The organism is Bacillus sp. 204(2023) (assembly GCF_037027505.1).
Lineage (GTDB): Bacteria > Bacillota > Bacilli > Bacillales > Bacillaceae > Bacillus > Bacillus subtilis.
On sequence record NZ_JAXCHE010000010.1, the window covers coordinates 49,925 to 72,914 of the forward strand.

General features: G+C 43.2%; 24 protein-coding genes and 1 other annotated feature. Of the genes, 18 read left to right on the forward strand and 6 right to left on the reverse strand.

Translation table 11 applies throughout. The annotated features are described in order from the left end of the window. Positions 1–69 precede the first annotated feature (69 nt). Positions 70–585, reverse strand: coding sequence for a gamma carbonic anhydrase (locus tag WA279_RS17990; RefSeq protein WP_003229106.1), 516 nt, complete (start codon positions 583–585; stop codon positions 70–72). 48 nt (positions 586–633) lie between these two features. On the opposite strand from WA279_RS17990, the gene ytpA reads away from it, so the two are divergent. Both ytpA and tbcS read left to right on the forward strand, forming a co-directional pair. Next, positions 634–1,413, forward strand: coding sequence for a phospholipase YtpA (ytpA, locus tag WA279_RS17995; RefSeq protein WP_004398545.1), 780 nt, complete (start codon positions 634–636; stop codon positions 1,411–1,413). Between the two features lie 20 nt (positions 1,414–1,433). Further along, positions 1,434–2,537 (forward strand): tetraprenyl-beta-curcumene synthase, encoded by a 1,104-nt coding sequence (tbcS, locus tag WA279_RS18000; protein ID WP_033882168.1) that lies wholly within the window; start codon positions 1,434–1,436, stop codon positions 2,535–2,537. Here tbcS and WA279_RS18005 read toward each other — a convergent pair. Beyond that, the gene (locus tag WA279_RS18005) at positions 2,527–3,111 is read right to left on the reverse strand and encodes a tRNA (mnm(5)s(2)U34)-methyltransferase (RefSeq protein WP_014480625.1); all 585 of its coding nucleotides are present in this window, start codon (positions 3,109–3,111) and stop codon (positions 2,527–2,529) included. The two genes, tbcS and WA279_RS18005, sit on opposite strands and share 11 nt — an antisense overlap. Then, positions 3,108–4,076, reverse strand: a complete 969-nt coding sequence (locus WA279_RS18010) for a TIGR01212 family radical SAM protein (protein WP_024572829.1) — start codon at positions 4,074–4,076, stop codon at positions 3,108–3,110. The genes WA279_RS18005 and WA279_RS18010 overlap by 4 nt, the downstream gene beginning before the upstream one ends. Before the next feature lie 160 nt (positions 4,077–4,236). Between WA279_RS18010 and WA279_RS18015 the strand changes: the two genes are divergently transcribed. The 12 genes from WA279_RS18015 (at position 4,237) to bceB (ending at position 14,679) form a co-directional block, all read left to right on the forward strand. After that, positions 4,237–4,509, forward strand: a complete 273-nt coding sequence (locus WA279_RS18015; RefSeq protein WP_003229117.1) for a YtzC family protein — start codon at positions 4,237–4,239, stop codon at positions 4,507–4,509. Between the two features lie 154 nt (positions 4,510–4,663). Beyond that, positions 4,664–4,801 (forward strand): hypothetical protein, encoded by a 138-nt coding sequence (locus tag WA279_RS18020; RefSeq protein ID WP_003229119.1) that lies wholly within the window; start codon positions 4,664–4,666, stop codon positions 4,799–4,801. 33 nt (positions 4,802–4,834) lie between these two features. Beyond that, positions 4,835–5,227, forward strand: a complete 393-nt coding sequence (gene ytrA, locus WA279_RS18025; protein ID WP_003229121.1) for a GntR family transcriptional regulator YtrA — start codon at positions 4,835–4,837, stop codon at positions 5,225–5,227. Next, positions 5,220–6,098: an ABC transporter ATP-binding protein YtrB gene (gene ytrB / locus WA279_RS18030; protein ID WP_130571831.1), complete on the forward strand. Its 879-nt coding sequence runs from the start codon at positions 5,220–5,222 to the stop codon at positions 6,096–6,098. Before ytrA ends, ytrB begins: the two co-directional genes overlap by 8 nt. Further along, complete coding sequence (locus WA279_RS18035; protein ID WP_336156197.1) at positions 6,092–7,078, forward strand: ABC transporter permease subunit; 987 nt, start codon at positions 6,092–6,094, stop codon at positions 7,076–7,078. Before ytrB ends, WA279_RS18035 begins: the two co-directional genes overlap by 7 nt. 31 nt (positions 7,079–7,109) lie before the next feature. After that, positions 7,110–8,087, forward strand: coding sequence for an ABC transporter permease YtrD (gene ytrD, locus WA279_RS18040; RefSeq protein ID WP_336156198.1), 978 nt, complete (start codon positions 7,110–7,112; stop codon positions 8,085–8,087). 14 nt (positions 8,088–8,101) lie between these two features. After that, positions 8,102–8,797, forward strand: a complete 696-nt coding sequence (gene ytrE / locus WA279_RS18045; protein ID WP_336156199.1) for an ABC transporter ATP-binding protein YtrE — start codon at positions 8,102–8,104, stop codon at positions 8,795–8,797. After that, complete coding sequence (ytrF, locus tag WA279_RS18050; RefSeq protein WP_015251399.1) at positions 8,787–10,097, forward strand: ABC transporter permease YtrF; 1,311 nt, start codon at positions 8,787–8,789, stop codon at positions 10,095–10,097. The genes ytrE and ytrF overlap by 11 nt, the downstream gene beginning before the upstream one ends. Positions 10,098–10,193: 96 nt before the next feature. After that, a complete protein-coding gene (gene bceR / locus WA279_RS18055; protein WP_336156200.1) occupies positions 10,194–10,889 on the forward strand; it encodes a two-component response regulator BceR in 696 nt (231 codons plus the stop codon). Then, positions 10,882–11,886, forward strand: a complete 1,005-nt coding sequence (gene bceS, locus WA279_RS18060) for a two-component sensor histidine kinase BceS (protein WP_336156201.1) — start codon at positions 10,882–10,884, stop codon at positions 11,884–11,886. Before bceR ends, bceS begins: the two co-directional genes overlap by 8 nt. A gap of 101 nt (positions 11,887–11,987) precedes the next feature. Then, the gene (gene bceA / locus WA279_RS18065; RefSeq protein WP_003229137.1) at positions 11,988–12,749 is read left to right on the forward strand and encodes a bacitracin ABC transporter ATP-binding protein BceA; all 762 of its coding nucleotides are present in this window, start codon (positions 11,988–11,990) and stop codon (positions 12,747–12,749) included. Beyond that, positions 12,739–14,679 (forward strand): bacitracin ABC transporter permease BceB, encoded by a 1,941-nt coding sequence (bceB, locus tag WA279_RS18070; RefSeq protein WP_336156202.1) that lies wholly within the window; start codon positions 12,739–12,741, stop codon positions 14,677–14,679. The genes bceA and bceB overlap by 11 nt, the downstream gene beginning before the upstream one ends. Positions 14,680–14,715: 36 nt before the next feature. Here the strand turns inward: bceB and WA279_RS18075 are convergent, their stop codons facing one another. Continuing rightward, positions 14,716–15,462 carry an LMBR1 domain-containing protein gene (locus tag WA279_RS18075; RefSeq protein ID WP_336156203.1) on the reverse strand — a complete coding sequence of 249 codons (747 nt, stop codon included), beginning with the start codon at positions 15,460–15,462 and terminating at the stop codon, positions 14,716–14,718. A gap of 188 nt (positions 15,463–15,650) precedes the next feature. On the opposite strand from WA279_RS18075, the gene WA279_RS18080 reads away from it, so the two are divergent. Beyond that, positions 15,651–16,844, forward strand: coding sequence for an MDR family MFS transporter (locus tag WA279_RS18080; protein WP_042977570.1), 1,194 nt, complete (start codon positions 15,651–15,653; stop codon positions 16,842–16,844). A 31-nt stretch (positions 16,845–16,875) separates the two neighbouring features. Here the strand turns inward: WA279_RS18080 and WA279_RS18085 are convergent, their stop codons facing one another. Beyond that, on the reverse strand, positions 16,876–17,661 hold the full coding sequence (locus tag WA279_RS18085) for a blue-light photoreceptor (protein ID WP_336156204.1): 786 nt from the start codon (positions 17,659–17,661) through the stop codon (positions 16,876–16,878). A 404-nt stretch (positions 17,662–18,065) separates the two neighbouring features. On the opposite strand from WA279_RS18085, the gene WA279_RS18090 reads away from it, so the two are divergent. The 3 genes from WA279_RS18090 (at position 18,066) to WA279_RS18100 (ending at position 21,669) form a co-directional block, all read left to right on the forward strand. After that, a complete protein-coding gene (locus tag WA279_RS18090; RefSeq protein ID WP_003246114.1) occupies positions 18,066–18,401 on the forward strand; it encodes a DUF4257 domain-containing protein in 336 nt (111 codons plus the stop codon). A gap of 102 nt (positions 18,402–18,503) precedes the next feature. Continuing rightward, positions 18,504–18,718 (forward strand) — a binding site (T-box leader). Between the two features lie 109 nt (positions 18,719–18,827). Continuing rightward, entirely contained in the window at positions 18,828–21,242 is a 2,415-nt protein-coding gene (gene leuS, locus WA279_RS18095; protein ID WP_160244709.1) for a leucine--tRNA ligase, read from the forward strand. Positions 21,243–21,357: 115 nt separating this feature from the next. Further along, positions 21,358–21,669: a rhodanese-like domain-containing protein gene (locus WA279_RS18100; RefSeq protein WP_004398993.1), complete on the forward strand. Its 312-nt coding sequence runs from the start codon at positions 21,358–21,360 to the stop codon at positions 21,667–21,669. A 21-nt stretch (positions 21,670–21,690) separates the two neighbouring features. Here the strand turns inward: WA279_RS18100 and melA are convergent, their stop codons facing one another. After that, positions 21,691–22,989 (reverse strand): alpha-galactosidase MelA, encoded by a 1,299-nt coding sequence (gene melA / locus WA279_RS18105; RefSeq protein WP_336156205.1) that lies wholly within the window; start codon positions 22,987–22,989, stop codon positions 21,691–21,693. Position 22,990: the final 1 nt, after the last annotated feature.

Below are 22,990 nucleotides of genomic sequence, written 5' to 3' on the forward strand. Positions count from 1 at the left end.
GTCCGGGTTAACGATGGTTATTGCTTTCAAATATAATTTGAAAAATGGTAAAGTAAGACGAAGCAGGTCTTATGTTTGTTGAAGAAATTTATAATATTGGCCCTTTTCTACATATTCTGACCGTATTCTTTGCATATCTTTTCGGTCTTCTTCCGTCAAAGGGCGGATGACTTTTGCAGGGCGGCCAAAGGCGAGATGGTCAGGCGGAATGATTTTTCCGGGCGGGACAAGACTGCCGGCACCAATAAAAGCGCCTTCGCCAATTTCGGCCCCGTCTAAAATGATTGAGCCCATGCCGATTAAGGCGTTCTTGCGGATAACAGCGCTATGAAGTGTAACCTGATGGCCTATCGTGGCGTCATCTTCAATGAGCAGCGTCTTGTTCGGGCTTTGATGGAGGCAGCTTAAATCTTGGATATTGACTCTGTTTCCGATTCTGGTCGGCGCAACATCTCCCCTTATGACAACAGAAAACCAAATGCTGGACTGTTCTCCGATCACGACATCACCGGTAATTGTTGCATTATCAGCTATAAAGGCTGTTGGGTGGATATCTGGCTTGTGTTCCTTATAAGGGTAGATCATAAGATTCATCCTTCTTTCTCTATTTAAATTTCGTATGAGGTGAAGAACATGTGGACCTGGAAAGCAGACAGACCTGTTGCAGTGATTGTCATCATTCACGGGGCAAGTGAATATCACGGACGATATAAATGGCTGATTGAAATGTGGCGGTCTTCGGGTTATCACGTTGTCATGGGCGATTTGCCTGGACAGGGAACAACGACAAGAGCGAGAGGGCATATTCGCTCGTTTCAAGAATACATTGATGAAGTAGATGCTTGGATAGATAAAGCGCGAACCTTTGATCTGCCGGTTTTTCTTCTAGGTCACAGCATGGGCGGTCTGGTCGCGATTGAATGGGTTAAACAGCAAAGAAATCCCCGGATTACGGGAATTATTTTATCATCACCGTGTCTCGGACTGCAAATTAAAGTCAATAAAGCGCTTGATCTTGCATCAAAAGGTCTGAATGTCATCGCTCCGTCACTTAAGGTTGATTCGGGATTATCAATTGATATGGCGACGCGCAATGAGGACGTCATCGAGGCTGACCAAAATGATTCGTTATACGTCAGGAAAGTTTCTGTCAGATGGTACAGAGAGCTTTTAAAGACAATTGAATCGGCAATGGTGCCGACAGAGGCATTTTTGAAAGTTCCGCTTCTTGTGATGCAAGCCGGTGATGACAAGCTTGTTGACAAAACGATGGTCATCAAGTGGTTTAATGGTGTTGCTTCTCATAATAAAGCATACAGAGAGTGGGAAGGGCTTTACCATGAGATCTTCAATGAACCCGAGAGAGAAGATGTTTTTAAAGCAGCAAGAGCGTTTACTGATCAATATATTTGAACTAGTAGGGGGTGCATGTGTTGACAGTACCGGAACATCCTTTTGGATTGATGGCAAAGGTATATCGAGATATTTTTCCGCTCGTTCATCAAGAGCTGGACATATGGAAGCAAAAATCAGAATCGATTCATAACAGTGAATTGAAAGCACAGGCAACCGCAAGTATTCGGGATAAAACGTTTCACTGTGAAGGCGGCGGCATACTGGCCTTATTGTCAGGCAGCCAAAAACAGAAATGTGTCGAGTTTATCATCGCGTATCAAACGATTAGTGATTATTTGGACAATCTATGTGACCGCAGCACCTCGCTGGACCCGCAGGATTTTCGGATGCTCCATGCCTCAATGCAGGACGCACTGACAGTGGGAGCGGAACTGCAAAATTATTATCAATTCAGGGAAGAACAGGATGACAGCGGATATCTGCACGAACTGGTCAAAACGTGCCAGCGTGTCCTTGGTTCCATTGAGCACTATGACATGATTAAACCTTATCTGCTTGAACTGTGCGGCTATTATTGCGATTTGCAGGTGCATAAGCACGTTATTGAGCATGAGCGTGTTCCGCGGCTTGAAAAGTGGTTTACTCAATATGAATCAGAGCTGCCTGAGATGGAATGGTATGAATTTTCAGCCTGTGCAGGCTCAACGTTAGGCATTTTCTGTCTGGTTGCGTATTCGTTCCAGCCTGATTTCACAGAAAGCACCGCTAAAAAAATCCGCGACAGTTATTTTCCTTACATACAGGGTCTTCATATTCTTCTTGATTATTTGATTGATCAAGAGGAGGACTTGCTGGAAGGAGACTTGAATTTCTGCTCGTATTATCAGTCTCATGAAGAGATGATGAATCGGCTTGAACACTTTATCCATAAAGCCGACGAGCATCTACAAGGCATTCCGCATGAAAACTTCCATCGTTTAATCAATCGCGGCTTGCTTGGTGTTTATTTGTCAGATGATAAAGTGGCAGGCCAAAAGGAAATGGGCCGGCTCGCAAAGAAGCTGATCAAAGCCAGCGGAAAAACCTCCCTTTTCTTTTATATCAACGGCAGAGCCTACCGGAAATTTCAAAAAATGTCCTGGATGAAAAACTCAAAGAAAAAAGCTCAAATCATTTGCTGATCTGAGCTTTTTTTTCGATGGCGACAATAAATGGCGGGTCATTTTGCTGATTGATAAATCCATATGTTAATACACGGGCTGATTGCTGGTCCAAGTCCCGGCAAAACTCAAGCACGTCGTTTTTTTCAGCTTTGCCTTCCGGGTGGCCATGATAGACGACGAGAACAATCAGACCTTCGTCTTTCATGATGCTGAGAAGCTGTTCAATTGCTTTGATCGTGGAACTTCCGTTTGTCGTAATTGATTTGTCCCCGCCTGGCAAATAGCCGAGGTTAAATACCGCGGCCGCCACTTTGCCATGTGTTTCAGGCGGGAGGGATTCAGCGATTTTATCATGGCTTTTGTGAAATAACGTTGTTCGCGCTTGATACATGTCACCGAGCCGTTCCTTTGTATTGGCCACGGCTGATTCTTGGATGTCGAATGCGTACACATGGCCGTTTTCACCAACAAGCTCCGCTAAAAACTGTGTATCATGTCCGTTACCCATTGTCGCATCTACGACAATATCTCCTTCTCCCGCGGCCATTTTCAGCAGTTCTTTGCTATAAGGAAGAATTTTCTTCAAAATCATAGCGCTGATTCCTCCTCAAGCCGCTGAAAGAACTTTCCTTGATAGCTGCCTCGATTTTCTAGCTCTTTATTAATGGCGCCAAGCACTTCCCATTTGTTGACGCTCCACATTGGCCCGATCATCAACTCAATCGGTCCGTCACCTGTAATGCGGTGGACGATCATTTCAGGCGGAATGATCTCAAGCTGATCGCAGACGAGCTGCACATAATCATCTTGAGAAAGAAATTCCAGCTTGCCCTTTTCATATTGCTTGACCATCGGCGTGCCTTTCAGTAGGTGAAGCAGATGGATTTTAATGCCCTGGACGTCCAAATCTGCGACGGCCTTTGCCGTTTCCATCATCATGTCCCGGTCTTCCAAAGGCAGCCCGTTGATAATATGCGAGCAGACACGTATGCCGTGTTTTCTTAATTTATTGACGCCTTCCACATAGCAGTTAAAATCATGTGCGCGGTTGATCAGAAGTGCAGTCCGTTCATGAACTGTTTGAAGCCCAAGCTCCACCCACAAATACGTACGTTCATTCAGCTCTGCCAAGTAATCAACGACATCATCAGGCAGACAGTCCGGGCGTGTGGCGATCGAAATGCCGACCACATCATCTAAGGCGAGGACGGATTCGAATTTCTCACGAAGCACCTCAACCGGGGCGTGAGTGTTTGTGAAAGCCTGAAAATAAGCGATGTACTTGCCGTCCTTCCATTTTTCGTGCATGCGGTTTTTGATGTCATGGAATTGCGTAATTAAATCATCGGCCCGGTTCCCGGCAAAATCGCCGGAGCCTGCTGCGCTGCAAAACGTACAGCCTCCGTGGGCTACGGTGCCGTCCCGATTCGGACAGTCAAAACCGCCGTCTAGCGCTACTTTAAACACCTTATGGCCGAAATGTTCTCTGAGATGATAATTCAATGTATGATAGCGTTTTTCCGTATTTGAATAAGGAAAAGGATTGTTCTGCATCACAATTCATGTGCCTCCTTGCGTACGATTGCATCCTAAAATTGTAGCACGCATTTCACAAGAGAACAAATGAATATCGACCATAAATTACTTTATTGAATAAAGTCAGATGAGGCTACAATATGAATGATGGATGATTCCATTACCAAGAGGAGGGGTTACTGTGGCAACAAGACAATCAGTAGATGAACATCTCCAGCAATGTATGCAGGCCTATGATTATGCTGAAGAACAGCTGAAAATCGCTTCTAAACAAGAGCATTATAACGATCAAGAATATAGTGATGCACAAATGCAGCTAGAAGATGCGGTAAATGCCTTGAATAAACTATGGCTGTCGTCAAATGATCAGCAGAGAGAACAGCTGTACAGAATGAGACTTCAGCTTCAATCTTTGCAAAATAATATGATCCTGCAGCACCCTCTTGATGTGTAGGAAAACGGACCCTTTTAAAAGGGTCCGTTTTTTTGTAAAAAAAGGATTGACTTTGTGAGTCAAAGTATTTATTGTATTAAGTGTACTAATTGAAGTAATACACTATAGACACTAATATAAAATCATTTATATATTGACATTAAGGGAGGCAGTTATGAAACATAAAAAACGAAACAAACGTAACGTGCCAATGCTGATTGCGGCATCTGTGATCGCTTGTTCTTTTTTTCTTGTTCTTGTGATGATCGGTTTTGAATGGCAAAAAAGTATAATTGATCATTTTTATCTATAAAAGGTTCAGATCGTATAGAAAGTAGGGAAGTAAATGATTCAAATCGATCCAAGAAGCTCAACACCCATTTACGAACAAATTATTCAGCAAATGAAAGAGCTTTGTTTGAAAGGGATCATGAAGCCTGGTGATAAGCTTCCTTCTGTCAGAGAATTGGCAACGATCATTATTGCGAATCCGAACACTGTCAGCAAAGCGTATAAAGAACTTGAGCGAGAGGGGATTATTGAAACGCTGCGGGGCAGAGGGACCTATATATCGGAGAATGCAAAAACGACACTGGTTGAAGGGAAGATGACGATGATTAAAGAGCAACTCAAACAGCTCATCATCGATGCACACTATGCAGGGGTTGAGCTGGAAAAACTGCACGAATGGATAAAGGAAATCAGCGCTGATGTGAAGGGAGGCAAAAAAAATGATTGAACTGCGGCAGCTGTCAAAAGCGATTGACGGCAATCAAGTATTAAAAGATGTTTCATTAACAATCGAAAAAGGAGAAATCTTTGGATTGCTTGGACGCAATGGATCGGGCAAAACGACGATGCTTCGCTTAATCCAGCAAATCATTTTCGCTGACAGCGGAACGATTTTATTTGACGGCGTAGAAATCAAAAAGCACCCGAAGGTCAAACAAAATATCATCTACATGCCTGTTCAAAATCCTTTTTACGACAAGTATACATACAAGCAGCTTGTCGATATCCTGAGAAGAATATATCCGAAATTTGATGTCACGTACGCGAATGAACTGATGAACAGATACGAAATTCCGGAAACGAAAAAATACCGTGAGCTGTCGACAGGCTTGAAAAAACAGCTGTCGCTCGTTCTGTCGTTTGCGGCGAGACCGGCGCTGATTCTCCTGGATGAGCCGACGGACGGTATTGATGCGGTAACTAGACATGATGTGCTGCAGCTGATGGTCGATGAAGTGGCTGAGCGTGATACGAGCATCCTGATCACTTCCCATCGCCTTGAGGACATTGAACGGATGTGCAACCGAATTGGTTTTCTCGAAGATAACAGACTGACCAACGTCATGGATCTTGATGAGTTAAAAGAAGAATACATTAAAATTCAAATGGCCTTCGATACAGATGTCAATTTGGCCATCAGAGAGCAAAACATTCCGATGCTCGATCAGGCCGGCGTGTTTTACACAGTGCTGATTCCGAAAAGCGATGAGGAGAAAAAGAGCTTTTTGAGAGAGCTGAAGCCAAAAGTATGGAATGAGATTCCTGTCAACCTGGAAGAAGTGTTCATTGCGAAGTTTGGAGGGAAGCGGAGATGGTAGACCGAGGTCTCCTCTATCGAGAGTGGAAGCAGAATCAAGTGGTGATTTTGTTAAGTATTGCGTTTTTAGTGCTGGCAAATCCTTTAACGATTTATCACTCATATTCTTTAAACGAGTCATGCCTAGCACATTCAGACCCAAAACTGTGTGCATTTTTTGTGGATTACCACATAGACAGCATGATTCAAATCAATTGGGTGATAGGGATTATACTGGCAGTATGTTTGGTCGGGCTTGAACGTTCGAGAGGTACGATGGACTTTTTGTTAGGTCTTCCATATAAAAGAAGCCAAATTTTTCAAACGAAATTTTGGCTAGGCGCAGTTGTCCTTTTGCTTTCACAATTAGTCGGATTTTTATTGGCATGGCTGCTGATTCTTTTCTTAAAACCTGAACAAGTAAACTTTTTTGAACATGGAAGCATTGGTGTTATGATCACTAGCATTATGTTTTACTCATTAGTAATGGCCGCTGGGTCGTTAGCTGGAAACGCTTTTGCTCAGTTGTTGACAGCTTTTGCAACTTCTGTATTGCCATATTTGATTATCGTTTTGCCATTTTCTAATATAGAAATTATCTCAGGGGTTCAAGTTTGGAGACTAATTCCTAACGTTGAATATTACTTCGATTTTGAAAATAATTTGATGGACTTTTCCCCGATTGCTTATGTGGATTCAAGTTGGGTGGCGGAAAGTAAATATTTATTACTAATCCCTGCAGTGATGAGTATTCTCTTTTATTTCATTGGTTATATCAGTTTTATAAAACATCATAATGAGCGTAATGGATACTTTTTCTTATGGAAAACATTAGATCGACCTATCCAAATCCTTGTCATTGTGTTAGGAATCCTGGGTTTTGGTATAGTGGGGCATTCTGCTGGTGAATCCATAGCGGGTTACATTATCGGTATGATTATCGGAGGAATTGTAGGATTTTTGGTCAGTTATTTTTCCATCTTTAAAAAAGTAAGACATTAAGATAACGGATTAAGGTTTGGAGGGAAGTGAAATGCCGGATTCCGGTCTGCTTTATAAAGAGTGGAAGCAAAATAAAGTTGCCTTAATCATCAGTATTTTGGTTTTTATATTGGGTAATCCATTATCAATTTTAAATATGTATCTCATCTATCAAGGTTGTGTCACCGGAAAAGAAAATTGGGTCGGCCCCTGCGTATTCAGCGTTGATTATTTAAACAGCTCATTTATCTCATTGTTTTGGATTTGGGGAGTCGTTTTGGCGGTCAGCCAGCTAGGGATTGAACGAAGCAAGAGCTTTTTTGATTTTACATTAAGCCTTCCGTATACAAGAGGGCAGATATTTCATGCGAAGTTCCTTACTGGCGGAATGGTGATTGTGATACCGCAGCTCATAGGTTATGTTTTATCTGTTTTGCTGATCATGCTTTTGAAGCCTGATCAGGCCGTTTATTTTCACAATTACAGCCTTGGAATGATCATCATCAGCATGCTGGCTTATTCGCTAGTTATGGCAGGAGGAGCTCTGACAGGAAATATTTTTGCCCAGCTTTTGGTCTCATTTACCGTGGCCATTTCGCCATTTTTGCTCATCAGCCTGCCTGCAATCAACCTGGAGATCCTTTTTGGCGGATCAATAGATTTTATCCATGGTCCAGTACCCAAATGGGTGCAGTATTTCATTCCGATAATCTATGTAGACGCGAAATGGGTTGAGAATTCACCATATTATTTAGTGATTCCGGCTATCATGACTATCATCTTCTACATCATCGGCTATATTAGTTTTGTCAAACTATCTAATGAAAGAAACGGGTACTTCTTCTTATGGAAGCCGCTTGACCGTCCGGTGCAGATCATCGTTATTATCATAGGAATCATGGGCTTTGGGTACTTTGGATTTTCTGCCAGCGAAAGCTTTGCAGGCTATCTCATTGGCATGGCTGCCGGTGCGGTAATCGGTTTCTTGATTAGTTATTTTGCGATTTATAAAAAAATGAAACTTTTGTAAGGGAGAGAGAACATATGATTGATGTTCAGCATATCGACCATTCTTTCACGATCGGAAAAAAGGGCCGTGAGAATGAAGTTCCAGTATTGAAGGATGTTTCATTACGTGTGGCGAAAGGTGAGATCGCCTGTATTGTCGGGCGAAGCGGCTCAGGGAAATCAACGCTTTTGAATTTGATTTCCGGCTACATATCGCCGACAAAAGGGCGGATTGTCATTAATGGCACTGATGTTACGGGGTTTAATGAAAAGGAATGGGCGCAATTTCGGCTTGATCATTTCGGGTTTATTTTTCAAAGCTTTCAGCTCATTCCGGGCTTAACAACGTATGAGAATGTGGAAATGCCGCTGGCGTTAAAAGGAATCAAGCCATCTGAGCGGAAGCAAAAGGTGCAGGACATGCTGAAACGCGTCGGTCTGGAAAACCACGCCGCTCATTATCCGAATGAACTGTCAGGCGGCCAGCAGCAGCGTGTCAGTATTGCTCGAGCGTTGATTTTAAATCCTTCGATTATCTTAGCGGATGAGCCGACGGGAAGCCTTGATTCAGAAACGGAACATGAAGTGCTGGAATTGATCCAGCAGTTGAATAGTGAGCGTGGCATTACATTTGTGATCATTACTCACGATGATGAAGTCGCTTCTATCGGACATTCAAAATTTCAGCTTCATGATGGTGTGCTAAAAGGAGGAATTACCGTTGAGGTTTAAGGATCAGGTTCATTTTATCAGAAGAAATATGAAGAAAAACAGACTTCGCGTCTTTATGACGATTCTTGCGACAACAATGGCGTGTGCGTTTTTGGTTGTGCTGTCGTCCGTTGGATTTGGGATTCAAAAGACAATTACAGATATGACAATGAGCCAGCAGATTGTAACGAAAGTCAGTGTAATGGGCAAGGAAGGAGACAAGCCTATTAAAAAAGCTGATTTAGAGAAGTATGATCACGTAAGGTCAGTTGTAGAAAGAACGCAAGTGTATGAACCAAACAAAGCTACTTTAGGCAATCGTACAAATGAAAGCTCAAATCTCATTTTTACTAATATGAATGATGAATTAAAGGCCAATATGGAATTGGAAAAGGGAAGAGTCGCAAAGTCGGAAAATGAAATCGTAGTAGGATACGACTTCGCAAAGAGATTATTGACGAAAAAAGAATCGGAAGAATATAACAAAAAAATCGAAGAAGCAAAAGGAAATCCAGAAGATATAAAAGAACCAAAGGGCTATACGAAAGATATTCTGAACAAAACAATAGAACTAAGTGTATCGAAGACAGATCCTAAAACAGGCGATGTTACAAAAACAAAAACATATGACTTTAAAATTGTCGGTATTACAAAAAAACCATCTCAAGACTGGATGGAGGACTCAAACATTTTCATCAGTGACCAATTCAAAAAGGATTTTTCGGAATTCTTAGATTTCAAAGGCGGAAATGTTGAAACGAACATTGGTGTTTTTGCTGATAAGTTTGAGAATGTGGAACAGCTGACAAATGATCTAACAGATGACGGGTACTATGTCACATCAGTGACTACCGAACTTGAGGGAGCCAATACCTTCTTCATGGTCTTCAAAATCGGACTGATCTTTGTCGGATGTATCGCAGTTATCATTTCAGCGATCGGCATTTTTAACACGATGACGATGGCGGTGACAGAGAGAACGCAAGAGATCGGCATTATGAAAGCGATTGGGGCGAGCCCGTCAATCATTCGCCGAATGTTCTTGATGGAAAGCGCGTATATCGGAATTTTAGGCTGTGTGATTGGGATTATCATTTCTTACGGCGTGAGCTACCTTGTCAACCTGGCCGTTCCGATGATTCTTGCGGCCACAAGCGGAAGCGATGCGGGCGACTTGAATTACACATTCTCCTACATCCCGGCGAGTCTTGTGATCATTGCCGTTGTGATTTGCGGAGGGGTTGCAGTCATTTCCGGAATGAACCCGGCGAGAAAAGCAACAAAAACCAACGTGCTGACAGCGTTGAGAAGAGAACTATAATGCGAACGAGCCGGCTGAGACAGCCGGCTTTTTCTATAGCGCATGATAGCGTTTTGCTATACACTTGATAAAAAAGGAAAAAGTGCGGTGAGTTGATTGTTTAAACTTTTGCTGATTGAAGATGATGAATCGCTGTTTCATGAAATCAAGGATCGTTTAACGGGATGGTCCTATGATGTATACGGCATTCAGGATTTCAGTCAGGTGCTGCAGGAATTTTCGGCGGTTAATCCTGATTGTGTCATTATTGATGTACAGCTGCCTAAATTTGACGGCTTTCATTGGTGCCGGCTGATCCGCTCCCGGTCAAATGTTCCGATTCTCTTTTTATCCTCCCGGGATCATCCTGCTGATATGGTGATGTCCATGCAGCTCGGGGCAGATGACTTTATTCAAAAGCCATTTCATTTTGATGTGCTGATCGCGAAAATCCAAGCGATGTTCCGGCGTGTGCACCATTATAATACGGAGCCGAATACGATTAAAACGTGGTGCGGCGCTGCTGTAGACGCGGAGCAGAACCTCGTCAGCAATGACAAAGGATCTGTTGAACTGACCAAAAATGAAATGTTCATTCTAAAACAATTAATAGAGCAAAAAAACAAGATCGTCAGCCGGGATGAGCTGATCAGAAGCTTGTGGAACGATGAGCGTTTTGTTAGTGATAATACGCTGACCGTCAATGTCAATCGCCTGCGAAAAAAACTGGACGTCCTGCAGCTTGGCGCATATATCGAGACAAAGGTGGGCCAGGGCTACATCGCGAAGGAAGAGGACAAGTTCTATGATTAAAGCATTCCTTATCGAAAGGCGGAGCTGGATTGCCGCGTTTTTGTTTCAGCAGGCTTTGATGCTGTTCATTGCTTTTGTCGATCCTTCTATATCATTCGGGAATGTACTTTATATGGTGTATTTGTGCATCATGTTTTTTTTCATATTCCTTTGGTTCCGCTATCGGAAAGAAACAGCGTTTTATAAAAGCTTGAAAACATGGGAGAACAATCTCGATGTGACAGCCATAAATGAACCGGAAACGCCGTTTGAAGCAATGGTTGAAAGAAGCATTGCCGGGCAAACAGAACACTTGAAGCAGACCGCAGCACGACATCGCTTAGCATTGGAAAATGAAAAAGATGAGCTGATGGCATGGATCCATGAGGTCAAAACCCCATTAACAGCGATGCATTTAATCATTGATAGAATGGAAGAAAAAGCACTGAAATCCCAGCTGTCCTATGAATGGCTGCGTATTCACCTGCTTCTTGATCAGCAGCTTCATCAAAAACGCATTTCATTTATTGAAAACGATCTGTCAGTAGAATTCATTCAGCTTCAGCCTTTGATCTTTAAAGAAATCAAAGATTTACAATCGTGGTGTATCCAAAAAGGGATCGGTTTTGACATACAGCTCGATGCCAAAGAAGTGCTGAGCGATGCAAAATGGCTGGCGTTTATCATCAGGCAGCTGCTGACAAACGCGGTGAAATACAGCGAAGCCTCTGAAATCGAGATCAAAAGCTTTCAAAAAGGGGAACAGACGCAGCTCCAAGTGAAAGACTGTGGCAGGGGCATTGATCCAAAAGATGTACCGCGTATTTTTGATAAAGGGTTTACATCCACAACGGATCACCATGATCAAGCGTCAACTGGCATGGGGCTGTACTTGGCAAAAAAAGCAGCGGCGCCGTTATTGATCCTTATTGATGTTGAGTCGGAGTTTGGTGCGGGGACAGTTTTTACATTAACCTTTCCAAGACGGAATCAATTTGAACATGTCATAAGCGTGTGACGAAAATGTCACATGCTTTTCTTTTTTGTTCGCCGTATCGAAGGAAAAGCCCGGCATTCCTTTTTATAATGAGATTATCCAATATAAAGGAGACTGCGTAAATGGTGATTTTAGAAGCGAATAAAATTCGAAAAAGTTATGGAAACAAGCTGAATAAACAGGAAGTGCTGAAGGGCATCGATATTCACATTGAAAAGGGCGAATTCGTCAGTATTATGGGTGCTTCCGGGTCGGGAAAAACCACTTTGCTCAACGTTCTGTCCTCAATCGATCAGGTCAGTCACGGAACCATTCATATTAATGGAAATGACATGACGGCTATGAAGGAAAAGCAGCTGGCTGAATTTAGAAAACAGCATTTAGGCTTTATCTTTCAGGATTACAATTTGTTAGACACATTGACAGTGAAAGAGAATATCCTTCTGCCTTTATCGATCACGAAACTATCAAAAAAGGAAGCCAATCGCAAGTTTGAGGAAGTTGCAAAAGAACTGGGAATATATGAATTGCGGGATAAGTACCCGAATGAAATTTCCGGCGGCCAGAAGCAGAGAACATCCGCCGGAAGAGCGTTTATTCATGACCCGAGCATTATTTTCGCTGATGAACCGACCGGCGCGCTTGATTCGAAATCGGCCTCTGATCTATTAAATAAGCTGAGCCAGCTCAATCAAAAACGCAACGCCACGATTATTATGGTTACCCATGATCCCGTCGCTGCCAGCTACTGCGGCAGAGTCATTTTTATTAAGGATGGGCAAATGTATACACAGCTGAATAAAGGGGGCCAGGACAGGCAGACGTTTTTCCAGGATATTATGAAAACGCAAGGCGTGTTAGGCGGGGTGCAGCATGAACATTAATCAGCTCATCCTGCGAAATTTGAAAAAGAATCTTCGTAATTACTATCTGTATGTGTTTGCGCTCATCTTTAGCGTGGCGCTTTATTTCGCCTTTGTCACGCTGCAGTATGATCCAGCAATTAACGAAGTGAAGGCTTCGATCAAGGGAGCAGCGGCTATTAAAACCGCTTCGATTTTGCTTGTGGCTGTGGTGGCGATCTTCATTTTATATGCCAATACGATTTTTATTAAGAGACGGAGTAAAGAAATCGGGTTGTTTCAATTAATTGGAATGACGAAGCATAAAATTTTTCGCATCTTAAGTGCAGAAAATGTCATGCTGTATTTCGGTTCATTAGCAATCGGGGTAGCGGCCGGGTTTTCGATATCGAAGCTGGTCTTGATGATTCTGTTCAAAATTGTCGATGTCAAAGCGGATGCGAAACTGCATTTTTCTGAGCAGGCCTTGGTCCAAACGGTCATTGTGTTCTGCGGCATTTACCTTTTGATCATGATCATGAATTATACGTTTATCAAAAAACAGAGTATTTTATCTTTGTTTAAAGTAACGTCCTCCACTGAAGACAAAGTGAAGAAAATATCATTTTTCCAAATGCTGATCGGCGCTTTAGGCATCTTGTTGATTTTGACAGGATACTATGTGTCTTCTGAGCTGTTTGGCGGAAAATTTAAGACCATTAATGAACTGTTTGTTGCGATGAGCTTCATTCTGGGGAGCGTCATTATCGGGACGTTTTTGTTTTATAAAGGATCAGTTACGTTTATCTCGAATATCATTCGAAAAAGCAAGGGCGGCTACTTAAATATTTCTGAGGTCCTGTCACTGTCATCGATCATGTTCAGAATGAAATCGAATGCGCTGTTGCTGACGATTATTACAACCGTTTCAGCGCTCGCCATCGGGCTGTTATCTCTTGCTTACATCTCGTATTACTCATCGGAAAAGACCGCTGAACAAAATGTAGCGGCTGATTTTTCATTCATGAATGAGAAAGATGCCAAGTTATTTGAAAACAGATTGAGGGAAAGCAACATCTCGTTTGTAAAAAAGGCAACACCTGTCCTGCAAGCAAATGTTGACATTGCAAATATTATGGATGGAACTCCGAAAGAGATGCAGGGCGACCCCAGCAATATGCAGCTTGCTGTTGTTAGCGACAAAGATGTAAAAGGAGTCGATGTGGCGGCTGGAGAAGCCGTTTTCTCAGGATACACCGACTTGCTGCAAAAAATAATGGTTTTCAAGGACTCTGGTGTTATTAAAGTAAAAAGCAAACATGAGACGCAGCCATTAAAATATAAAGGATTAAGAGAAGAGTTTCTTGTGTCCTACACGTTTACAAGCGGGGGCATGCCCGCTGTCATTGTGGATGACAGCCTGTTTAAACAGCTGAACAAGGATAAGGACCCCCGCATTCAGCTGGCGCAATCTACCTTTATCGGCGTCAATGTGAAACATGACGATCAAATGGAAAAAGCAAATGAGCTTTTTCAACAGGTGAACAAGAAAAACGAGCATTTATCAAGACTGGATACAAGCGCTGCGCAAAAATCACTGTTTGGTATGGTGATGTTCATCGTCGGCTTCTTAGGGTTAACGTTCCTGATTACATCAGGTTGTATCCTTTATTTTAAACAAATGGGTGAAAGTGAAGATGAAAAACCGAGCTATACGATTTTAAGAAAACTCGGTTTTACGCAGGGCGACCTAATAAAGGGAATACGCATCAAACAAATGTATAACTTCGGCATTCCGCTCGTTGTCGGCCTCTTCCACAGTTACTTTGCCGTCCAATCCGGCTGGTTCTTATTTGGATCAGAGGTATGGGCGCCTATGATTATGGTGATGGTGTTATATACTGCGCTCTATTCCATTTTTGGTTTTCTGTCAGTTCTTTATTATAAGAAGGTCATTAAATCGTCGTTGTGAAACAGAAAAAGCTCCAGACATTCTGGAGCTTTTTGTTTATCGTTTTGGCGCCCGATAACCGGCGGCTTCAGCTTCTTCAACTGAGCAAAACATTTCAGCCGGATCGGTTGTCCGGTCGTAGTATGTACTGCCTGGCGTGTGGTAGATGCCGTTTTTGCTTCCTTTGATATTACAGCCTTCTGCTTTGTCAGCTGTTTTGGTTTCATCACTTTTACTCGTATTGCTTGAAGAACTTCCAGTGTCTTCATGAGAACTGGCGGTTTGGCTTTCCGTCTCTTTTAATTGATTTTCAAGCTTTGTTTTATCTTGTCGGAGTGTTTCATTTTCAGCCTTTGCCGTTTTTGCATCTTCTTTGAGCTGCTTTTGATTTTCTTGAAGCTCTTTAATCTCAGCTTTTAATGATTTCTGAGTCTTTTTTAGATCGCTATTTTCGTTTTTAAGCTTCTCAAGCTTGTCTTGATCTTCTTTGTTGTCTTTTAATTTCTTTGCTTCAGAGCTGACAGATTTATATTCTTTCTCAAGTTCTTCATGCTCTTTTGTGAGGTTTTTATATTCGGCGTTTAGCGCTGAATATTTTTTCTCGGCATTTGCTGCGGAAGTGTCAGGTTCTGCCAATGCTGCCCCGGTAAAGAGCAGCACAAGGCCTCCAATGAAAAGCGGCCAAAAAAGTCTCTTGGAGAAACGTTTTTCCTTTTTCAGTACATATCTGACAAGGTGATATAATCCATAGCCCAGTGCAATGAGACATGCCAGAAAACCTAAGAATGCTAATACCATTTCCATAATATGACCCCTTTTTCTATTTATTTTACATTTTTCAAACAATATTTGTTAGATTTTTTCACGCTCATCAGTTGAAAAATGTGAGAGAGATAGATAGAATGAATGTGCTATGATAACTGGATTCGTACGGAGCCGTTTTAGGTTTCGTTTTTTTCATGAGCTTTTTTAGGTAAGAAAGGGGGATAAGTATGCCGCGTGCTCTTAAAATTTTAGTCATTGGAATGTTTATCAATGTGACGGGTGCTTCTTTTTTATGGCCGCTGAATACGATTTATATCCATAATCATTTAGGAAAGTCGTTAACAGTAGCCGGACTTGTCCTGATGCTGAATTCCGGCGCCAGTGTGGCTGGTAATTTATGCGGAGGTTTTTTGTTTGATAAAATCGGTGGTTTTAAATCGATTATGCTTGGGATAGCCATTACGTTAGCAAGCCTGATGGGTCTTGTCTTTTTTCATGATTGGCCGGCCTATATTGTGCTGCTGACGATTGTGGGCTTTGGCTCCGGTGTTGTTTTTCCGGCCAGCTACGCAATGGCGGGATCGGTATGGCCTGAAGGGGGAAGGAAGGCATTTAATGCGATATATGTCGCGCAAAACGCGGGTGTGGCCGTCGGTTCAGCGCTTGGCGGTGTCGTGGCATCTTTCTCGTTTTCATATGTATTTTTGGCGAATGCCGCGCTGTATCTGGTCTTTTTCTTTATTGTATATTTCGGATTTCGAAATATTCAGACGGGAGATGCGTCCCAAACGTCTGTGCTAGATTACGATGCTGTGAACAGCAAAGCAAAATTTGCCGCACTGATCATTTTAAGCGGAGGCTATGTACTCGGATGGCTGGCTTATTCTCAATGGTCAACCACAATTGCTTCGTACACACAAAGCATTGGAATATCTCTTTCCTTATACAGCGTGCTATGGACAGTTAACGGAATTCTCATTGTGCTCGGCCAGCCGCTCGTCAGTTTTGTGGTGAAAAAATGGGCCGAGTCGCTAAAAGCGCAAATGGTCATCGGCTTTATCATTTTTATTGTGTCTTTCAGCATGCTGCTGACTGCAAAGCAATTTCCGATGTTTCTCGCTGCGATGGTGATCCTGACGATCGGAGAAATGCTTGTTTGGCCTGCTGTGCCGACAATTGCCAATCAGCTTGCCCCTAAAGGGAAAGAAGGCTTTTATCAAGGCTTTGTCAACAGTGCGGCGACAGGCGGCAGAATGATTGGTCCCCTGTTCGGAGGAGTGCTTGTCGATCATTACGGCATTAAGGCCCTTGTTTTATCTCTGTTGGTATTGCTGCTGATCAGTATTGCCACAACGCTTCTATATGACAAACGGCTAAAATCAGCTAAAGAAACAAATAAGCAGGCATCAATCTCTTCATAATAAAAGATCCCGCCGGATGAGCGGGATCTTTTTACATAATCGGAAGCACATTAACGGCATCCTTTACATTTAAAAATGTTTTCAGCGATGAAAAATTGGCATCCAATTTATTCATTTTCATGGCCAATTCAGGCTTAATGCCGGTAATGATTAACTCAGTTCCGGTCAATTTCAGCAAATGGCTCAGCTTGAAAATTTGGTCGGCCGTTTGTTCGTTCACTTGGGCCAATCCGGATAAATCAATGATCAAGTAATCATCTTTGGATGTTGATAAGATATTCGTCAATGTGCAAACGATGGAATTAAATCGCTCCTCTGTCAGGTTTCCGACTAGCGGAAGAGCCGAAATGCCATTGCGAATCGGGACAATAGGAGTTGAAAGTGCAGTAATTTCTGTGAGGGAATCCTCGAGAAGCTTTTCATACTCTTTTTGCTTGGTGATGTCTTTCTGAATTCCGACAAAATACGTTTTATCTTCTATAACCATTGGATCAATATTTAATTCATTCCAGAACATCGTTCCGTCTTTTTTGTAGTTTTGGATCTGAACGGTGACCGGTTCTTTATTTTGTAAAGCGGTTCTGATGTTGTCCACTTCTGCAGGATCTGTGTGTTTCCCCTGTAAGAAGCGGCAGTTCTTTCCTAAAATTTCCTCGGTTTCGTAGCCGGTCATTTGAACAAAGCCTTGATTTACGTAGACAATAGGATTATCTCCAAGTGCGGGATCTGTAATTACCACACCGACTCGCACGTGATCAAGCGCTTTTTTGATGACTTCCAGCTGTCCTGGTATCCCAAATGATTGAAAACTAGCCATATAAATCCCCCTTAGGCCGTCAGCTTGCTATGCGAAAGCCTGATATTCCCCTTTTTTAAAATGAATTCTACAGTAACCGTAGCACAACACATGTTCTGATTCAAGCAAGCGCAGTTTGTTGTTTGTCATTAGGGCTTGTCCTCGTATACACTAAAAATAAGAACAGAATTTGAACATATGAACGGAAAGGTTTTCTACATGCTAAATAGGTGACTAGGTCAATGTCACTGGGTGAAAAATGAATCCAATGCATCAAGCTTACCGATCATGTGTTCACATATAATGGAAGAAACAAGCTTTTTACAGATTTGCCGGTATGTAGATATCGAAAATCATCGGAATCGTTTAAGGGGGCTGGATGGCCTGAAGTCGCTTTACGAAATAAGGGCTTTAGGAAGGTGATGATGAAGATGCTGCATCAGGTACTTATTGCTTGTGTAATTGGAGGAATCATGGGGATTCTCGGTCATGTGAAAAAGAGAGGCAGACTGGAGAAGCCCAGAATGACGAAGCGGTTTATCTACCTTGGATTTTTGGAAGATTGGTTTATCGGAATGACAGCTTCCATTTTACTTGTATTATCCGCTGACCCCGATTCAGGAATTCAACTTGTCATCTTATCCATTATCTCAGGCTACGGCGGTGAAGCTGTTCTCAGAAGTTTTGACTTTGTGAGAGAACTGAACAGCGGCGGCGAACCGGCCGAGTCCAAACGTCAAACCAAAACTCCACCCGAATAATTGTCCTCAATCTCCGCCCGTTCAGGGTACATTCCCATTGTATACAAACCTGCTTGCACTTATGAACAGAATTCTATAAAATACAGTTAGATTACGGTTGCGATAAGAACAATGAAGAGGAGCAGTAAGAAACAGATATTGTTGCAGAGAGTTGACGGCTGGTGAAAGTCAATCAAGTTTGTTTCCGAACTCACCTCAGAGTTGCAGCGGTGAAAAGCCGCTGACGCATAACTGCGTTAAAAGTATCAAGTGAGTGCGGCGTATGCCGCGCTAACGAGGGTGGTACCGCGGGAAAACGAAAGTCTCTCGTCCCTTTTTGGGATGAGGGAGTTTTTTTTAGTTTGGGAATATTCTGAATATAATCCTCTCCTTCCCGTCAATACTTGAACCATACACGCCGTATTCAATCAGAAGGAGGTTTTTACTTTGAGTTTTCAGCACAAAGAGATAGAAAAGAAATGGCAAACATATTGGCTTGAAAACAAAACATTTGCCACTCTTGATAATAATGAAAAACAAAAATTTTACGCGCTGGACATGTTTCCTTATCCGTCTGGAGCTGGGTTGCACGTCGGCCATCCTGAAGGATACACAGCTACGGATATTCTGTCCCGCATGAAGCGCATGCAGGGCTATGATGTCCTTCATCCAATGGGCTGGGACGCATTCGGCCTGCCAGCTGAACAATACGCCCTTGACACAGGGAACGACCCTGCTGTGTTTACGAAGCAGAATATTGATAACTTCCGCCGCCAAATTCAAGCGCTTGGCTTCTCATATGACTGGGATCGCGAAATCAATACGACTGACCCTGAATACTATAAATGGACGCAATGGATTTTCTTAAAGCTATACGAAAAAGGCCTTGCTTACGTTGACGAAGTGCCTGTAAACTGGTGCCCTGCGCTCGGTACTGTTCTTGCCAACGAAGAAGTCATTGACGGCAAGAGCGAACGCGGCGGCCATCCGGTAGAGAGACGCCCAATGAAGCAGTGGATGCTGAAAATCACCGCTTATGCGGACAGGCTCCTTGAGGATTTGGAAGAGCTTGATTGGCCGGAAAGCATTAAAGATATGCAGCGCAACTGGATCGGCCGTTCGGAAGGCGCTCACGTCCATTTTGCTATAGATGGACATGATGATTCCTTTACGGTGTTTACAACAAGACCAGATACGCTGTTTGGCGCTACATACACTGTCCTTGCCCCGGAACACGCATTGGTGGAAAACATCACAACGGCTGAGCAAAAAGAAGCTGTTGAAGCTTATATCAAAGAAATTCAATCAAAGAGTGACCTTGAACGCACAGATCTTGCGAAAACAAAGACAGGCGTATTCACAGGAGCGTATGCGATCAATCCTGTAAACGGAGAAAAACTGCCGATTTGGATTGCGGATTATGTTCTTGCATCATACGGAACAGGTGCTGTCATGGCAGTTCCAGGCCACGACGAGCGTGATTTTGAATTCGCCAAAACATTTGGCCTTCCGGTGAAGGAAGTCGTAAAAGGCGGGAACGTTGAGGAAGCAGCTTATACTGGCGACGGCGAGCACGTGAACTCTGATTTCCTGAACGGCCTTCACAAACAGGAAGCGATTGAGAAAGTGATCGCTTGGCTGGAAGAAACGAAAAACGGTGAGAAGAAAGTGACGTACCGTCTTCGTGACTGGCTCTTCAGCCGCCAGCGTTATTGGGGCGAGCCGATTCCGGTCATTCATTGGGAAGACGGAACGTCAACAGCTGTCCCTGAAGAGGAGCTGCCGCTGATTTTGCCGAAAACGGATGAAATCAAACCGAGCGGAACGGGCGAATCACCGCTTGCGAACATTAAAGAGTGGGTGGAAGTCACAGACCCTGAGACAGGGAAAAAAGGAAGAAGAGAAACGAATACAATGCCGCAATGGGCGGGAAGCTGCTGGTATTTCTTGCGCTATATTGATCCGCGCAATCCGGATCAGCTGGCATCACCAGAAAAATTGGAAAAATGGCTTCCGGTCGATATGTATATCGGCGGTGCAGAACATGCCGTGCTTCACCTTCTGTATGCCCGCTTCTGGCATAAGTTCCTTTATGATATCGGCGTAGTGCCGACGAAAGAACCGTTCCAAAAGCTGTACAACCAAGGAATGATTCTCGGTGAAAATAACGAAAAAATGAGTAAATCTAAAGGGAACGTTGTCAACCCTGACGAAATCGTGTCCTCTCACGGCGCTGATACGCTGAGATTGTACGAAATGTTCATGGGACCTCTTGATGCTTCAATCGCCTGGTCTGAATCAGGATTAGACGGTGCGCGCCGTTTCCTTGACCGTGTATGGCGCCTGTTTATTGAAGACAGCGGTGAGCTTAATGGCAAAATCGTTGAAGGCGCGGGTGAAACATTGGAGCGCGTCTACCATGAAACGGTCATGAAAGTCACAGACCATTATGAAGGCCTTCGTTTCAACACGGGTATTTCCCAGCTGATGGTCTTTATTAATGAAGCTTATAAAGCATCAGAACTGCCGAAAGAATATATGGAAGGCTTCGTGAAGCTTCTTTCTCCTATCGCGCCACACTTAGCGGAAGAGCTTTGGGAGAAGCTTGGCCATTCCGGCACAATTGCCTACGAAGCTTGGCCTGTATATGATGAAACAAAACTTGTGGATGATGAAGTTGAAATCGTTATTCAGCTGAACGGAAAAGTAAAAGCGAAATTACAGGTTCCTGCCGATGCAACGAAAGAACAGCTGGAACAGCTTGCTCAAGCAGATGAAAAGGTCAAAGAGCAGCTTGAAGGCAAAACGATTCGGAAAATCATCGCGGTGCCTGGGAAGCTTGTCAATATTGTGGCAAACTAAGCCTAGAAAAAATCCCCTTTGCCAAAAGGGGATTTTTTTCATCAGTCTCAGAATAGCAATCGTTCAGCTGACTTTGATATACTGAACATGATCAGTGTGAATAGGAGTGTTTTCTTTGGAAATAAAAGAAATCAGCACAGCCGCTTTGAAAGAAAAAATTGAGGCGGACGAAGAATTATATTTAATTGATGTCAGAGAAGATGAAGAGGTAGCGGAAGGCATGATCCCGCAAGCCGTTCATATTCGCATGGGGGATATTCCTGAAAAAATGGAAACCCTTGATAAAGACAAAGAGTACGTATTTATCTGCCGCTCAGGAATGCGCAGCATGAACGTCTGCAAGTACCTGGATGAGCAAGGCTTTAAAACAGTCAATGTTGAAGGCGGCATGATGGCCTGGGAAGGCGAAACAAAACCAAAAAACTAGGGGAGAGCGGTCCCCTAGTTTTTATTTGTATTCCGGAAGCCAATCGCCGTGTGCTGCAAATAAATCGTCACACATGGAGATGATGTCCTTCATGGAAAGCTCCGCGCTTGTATGCGGATCAAGCATTGCAGCTTGGTAAACCGCTTCTTTTTTCCGTGTGACAGCCGCTTCGATTGTCATCAGCTGTGTATTAATATTCGTCCGGTTTAAGGCGGCAAGCTGCTCAGGCAGTTCTCCGGCGAAGCACGGTGTAATTTTTTTTCTGTCGGCGACGCATGTCACTTCCACAACCGCTTTTGAAGGAAGGTTGGTGATCAGCCCTGTATTCAAGACGTTTCCTCCGAAGGTGAATGGTTCGTTTGTTTCCATTGCTTCTATAATTCTTGAACCATATTCCTTTGAGCGTTCGTGCGTAAGGTTTTTATTATTGACGATATCATCCCGCATTTTCTCCCAATTTTCAATTTGCTTGACGCACCTTCTCGGATATTCGTCGAGCGGGATTTGCAGCTCGCTGATCAGTTCGGGGTAATTCCGTTTAATAAAGTATGGGTGATACTCTGCGTTATGTTCGGACGATTCCGTGACATAATAGCCGAACTTATCCATTAATTCAAACCGCACCATATCATGATGCTTTGTTTTTTGTTTTTCTTTCGCTCTCCTTTTGATTTCTGGATATAAATCTGTGCCGTCTTTTTTGACTTCCAAAAGCCAAGCCATATGATTAATGCCTGCGATGCGTTCCTCAATTCCGTCATGCTCCATTCCGAGAGATTTAAATAAATCCTTCGTGCACACTTGAACACTGTGGCAGAGCCCGATTGTTTTGATATTGGTATAGCGGAGCATGGCGCCTGTAAGAGTGGCCATTGGATTTGTATAGTTTAAGAACCATGCGTCAGGGCACATTTCCTCCATATCTTTTGCGATATCAAATAAGACCGGGATTGTTCTGAGAGATCTGAATATCCCGCCAATGCCGACTGTATCGGCGATCGTCTGGCGCAGCCCATACCGTTTAGGAATCTCGAAATCGATGACTGTGCTCGGTTTGTATCCTCCAACCTGAATCGCATTGATGACATAGCCTGCGTTTTGCAAGGCGAGTTTTCTGTCATCATAGCTGTTGATGGCCACACTTGGGTTATAACGGTCTCTTAGATTTTCGAGCATGAGCTGGGATTCCTGCAGGCGTTTGGGATCAATGTCGTAAAGAGCGAACTCAAATCCATTCAGTGCCTCTGTTAACAGGCAGTCTCCCAAAACATTTTTGGCGAAAATCGTGCTCCCTGCACCGATAAATGTAATCTTTTTCATA

Coding starts and splice junctions, on each gene's coding strand:
- WA279_RS18005 (WP_014480625.1), bottom strand. CDS start 3,111: ATGATTTTGAAGAAAATTCTTCCTTATAGCAAAGAACTGCTGAAAATG.
- WA279_RS18085 (WP_336156204.1), bottom strand. CDS start 17,661: ATGGCTAGTTTTCAATCATTTGGGATACCAGGACAGCTGGAAGTCATC.
- ytrE (WP_336156199.1), top strand. CDS start 8,102: ATGATTGATGTTCAGCATATCGACCATTCTTTCACGATCGGAAAAAAG.
- WA279_RS18020 (WP_003229119.1), top strand. CDS start 4,664: ATGAAACATAAAAAACGAAACAAACGTAACGTGCCAATGCTGATTGCG.
- bceB (WP_336156202.1), top strand. CDS start 12,739: ATGAACATTAATCAGCTCATCCTGCGAAATTTGAAAAAGAATCTTCGT.
- ytrA (WP_003229121.1), top strand. CDS start 4,835: ATGATTCAAATCGATCCAAGAAGCTCAACACCCATTTACGAACAAATT.
- ytpA (WP_004398545.1), top strand. CDS start 634: ATGTGGACCTGGAAAGCAGACAGACCTGTTGCAGTGATTGTCATCATT.
- melA (WP_336156205.1), bottom strand. CDS start 22,989: ATGAAAAAGATTACATTTATCGGTGCAGGGAGCACGATTTTCGCCAAA.
- bceA (WP_003229137.1), top strand. CDS start 11,988: ATGGTGATTTTAGAAGCGAATAAAATTCGAAAAAGTTATGGAAACAAG.
- WA279_RS18075 (WP_336156203.1), bottom strand. CDS start 15,462: ATGGAAATGGTATTAGCATTCTTAGGTTTTCTGGCATGTCTCATTGCA.
- WA279_RS17990 (WP_003229106.1), bottom strand. CDS start 585: ATGATCTACCCTTATAAGGAACACAAGCCAGATATCCACCCAACAGCC.
- WA279_RS18080 (WP_042977570.1), top strand. CDS start 15,651: ATGCCGCGTGCTCTTAAAATTTTAGTCATTGGAATGTTTATCAATGTG.
- bceS (WP_336156201.1), top strand. CDS start 10,882: ATGATTAAAGCATTCCTTATCGAAAGGCGGAGCTGGATTGCCGCGTTT.
- ytrB (WP_130571831.1), top strand. CDS start 5,220: ATGATTGAACTGCGGCAGCTGTCAAAAGCGATTGACGGCAATCAAGTA.
- WA279_RS18035 (WP_336156197.1), top strand. CDS start 6,092: ATGGTAGACCGAGGTCTCCTCTATCGAGAGTGGAAGCAGAATCAAGTG.
- WA279_RS18090 (WP_003246114.1), top strand. CDS start 18,066: ATGAAGATGCTGCATCAGGTACTTATTGCTTGTGTAATTGGAGGAATC.
- ytrD (WP_336156198.1), top strand. CDS start 7,110: ATGCCGGATTCCGGTCTGCTTTATAAAGAGTGGAAGCAAAATAAAGTT.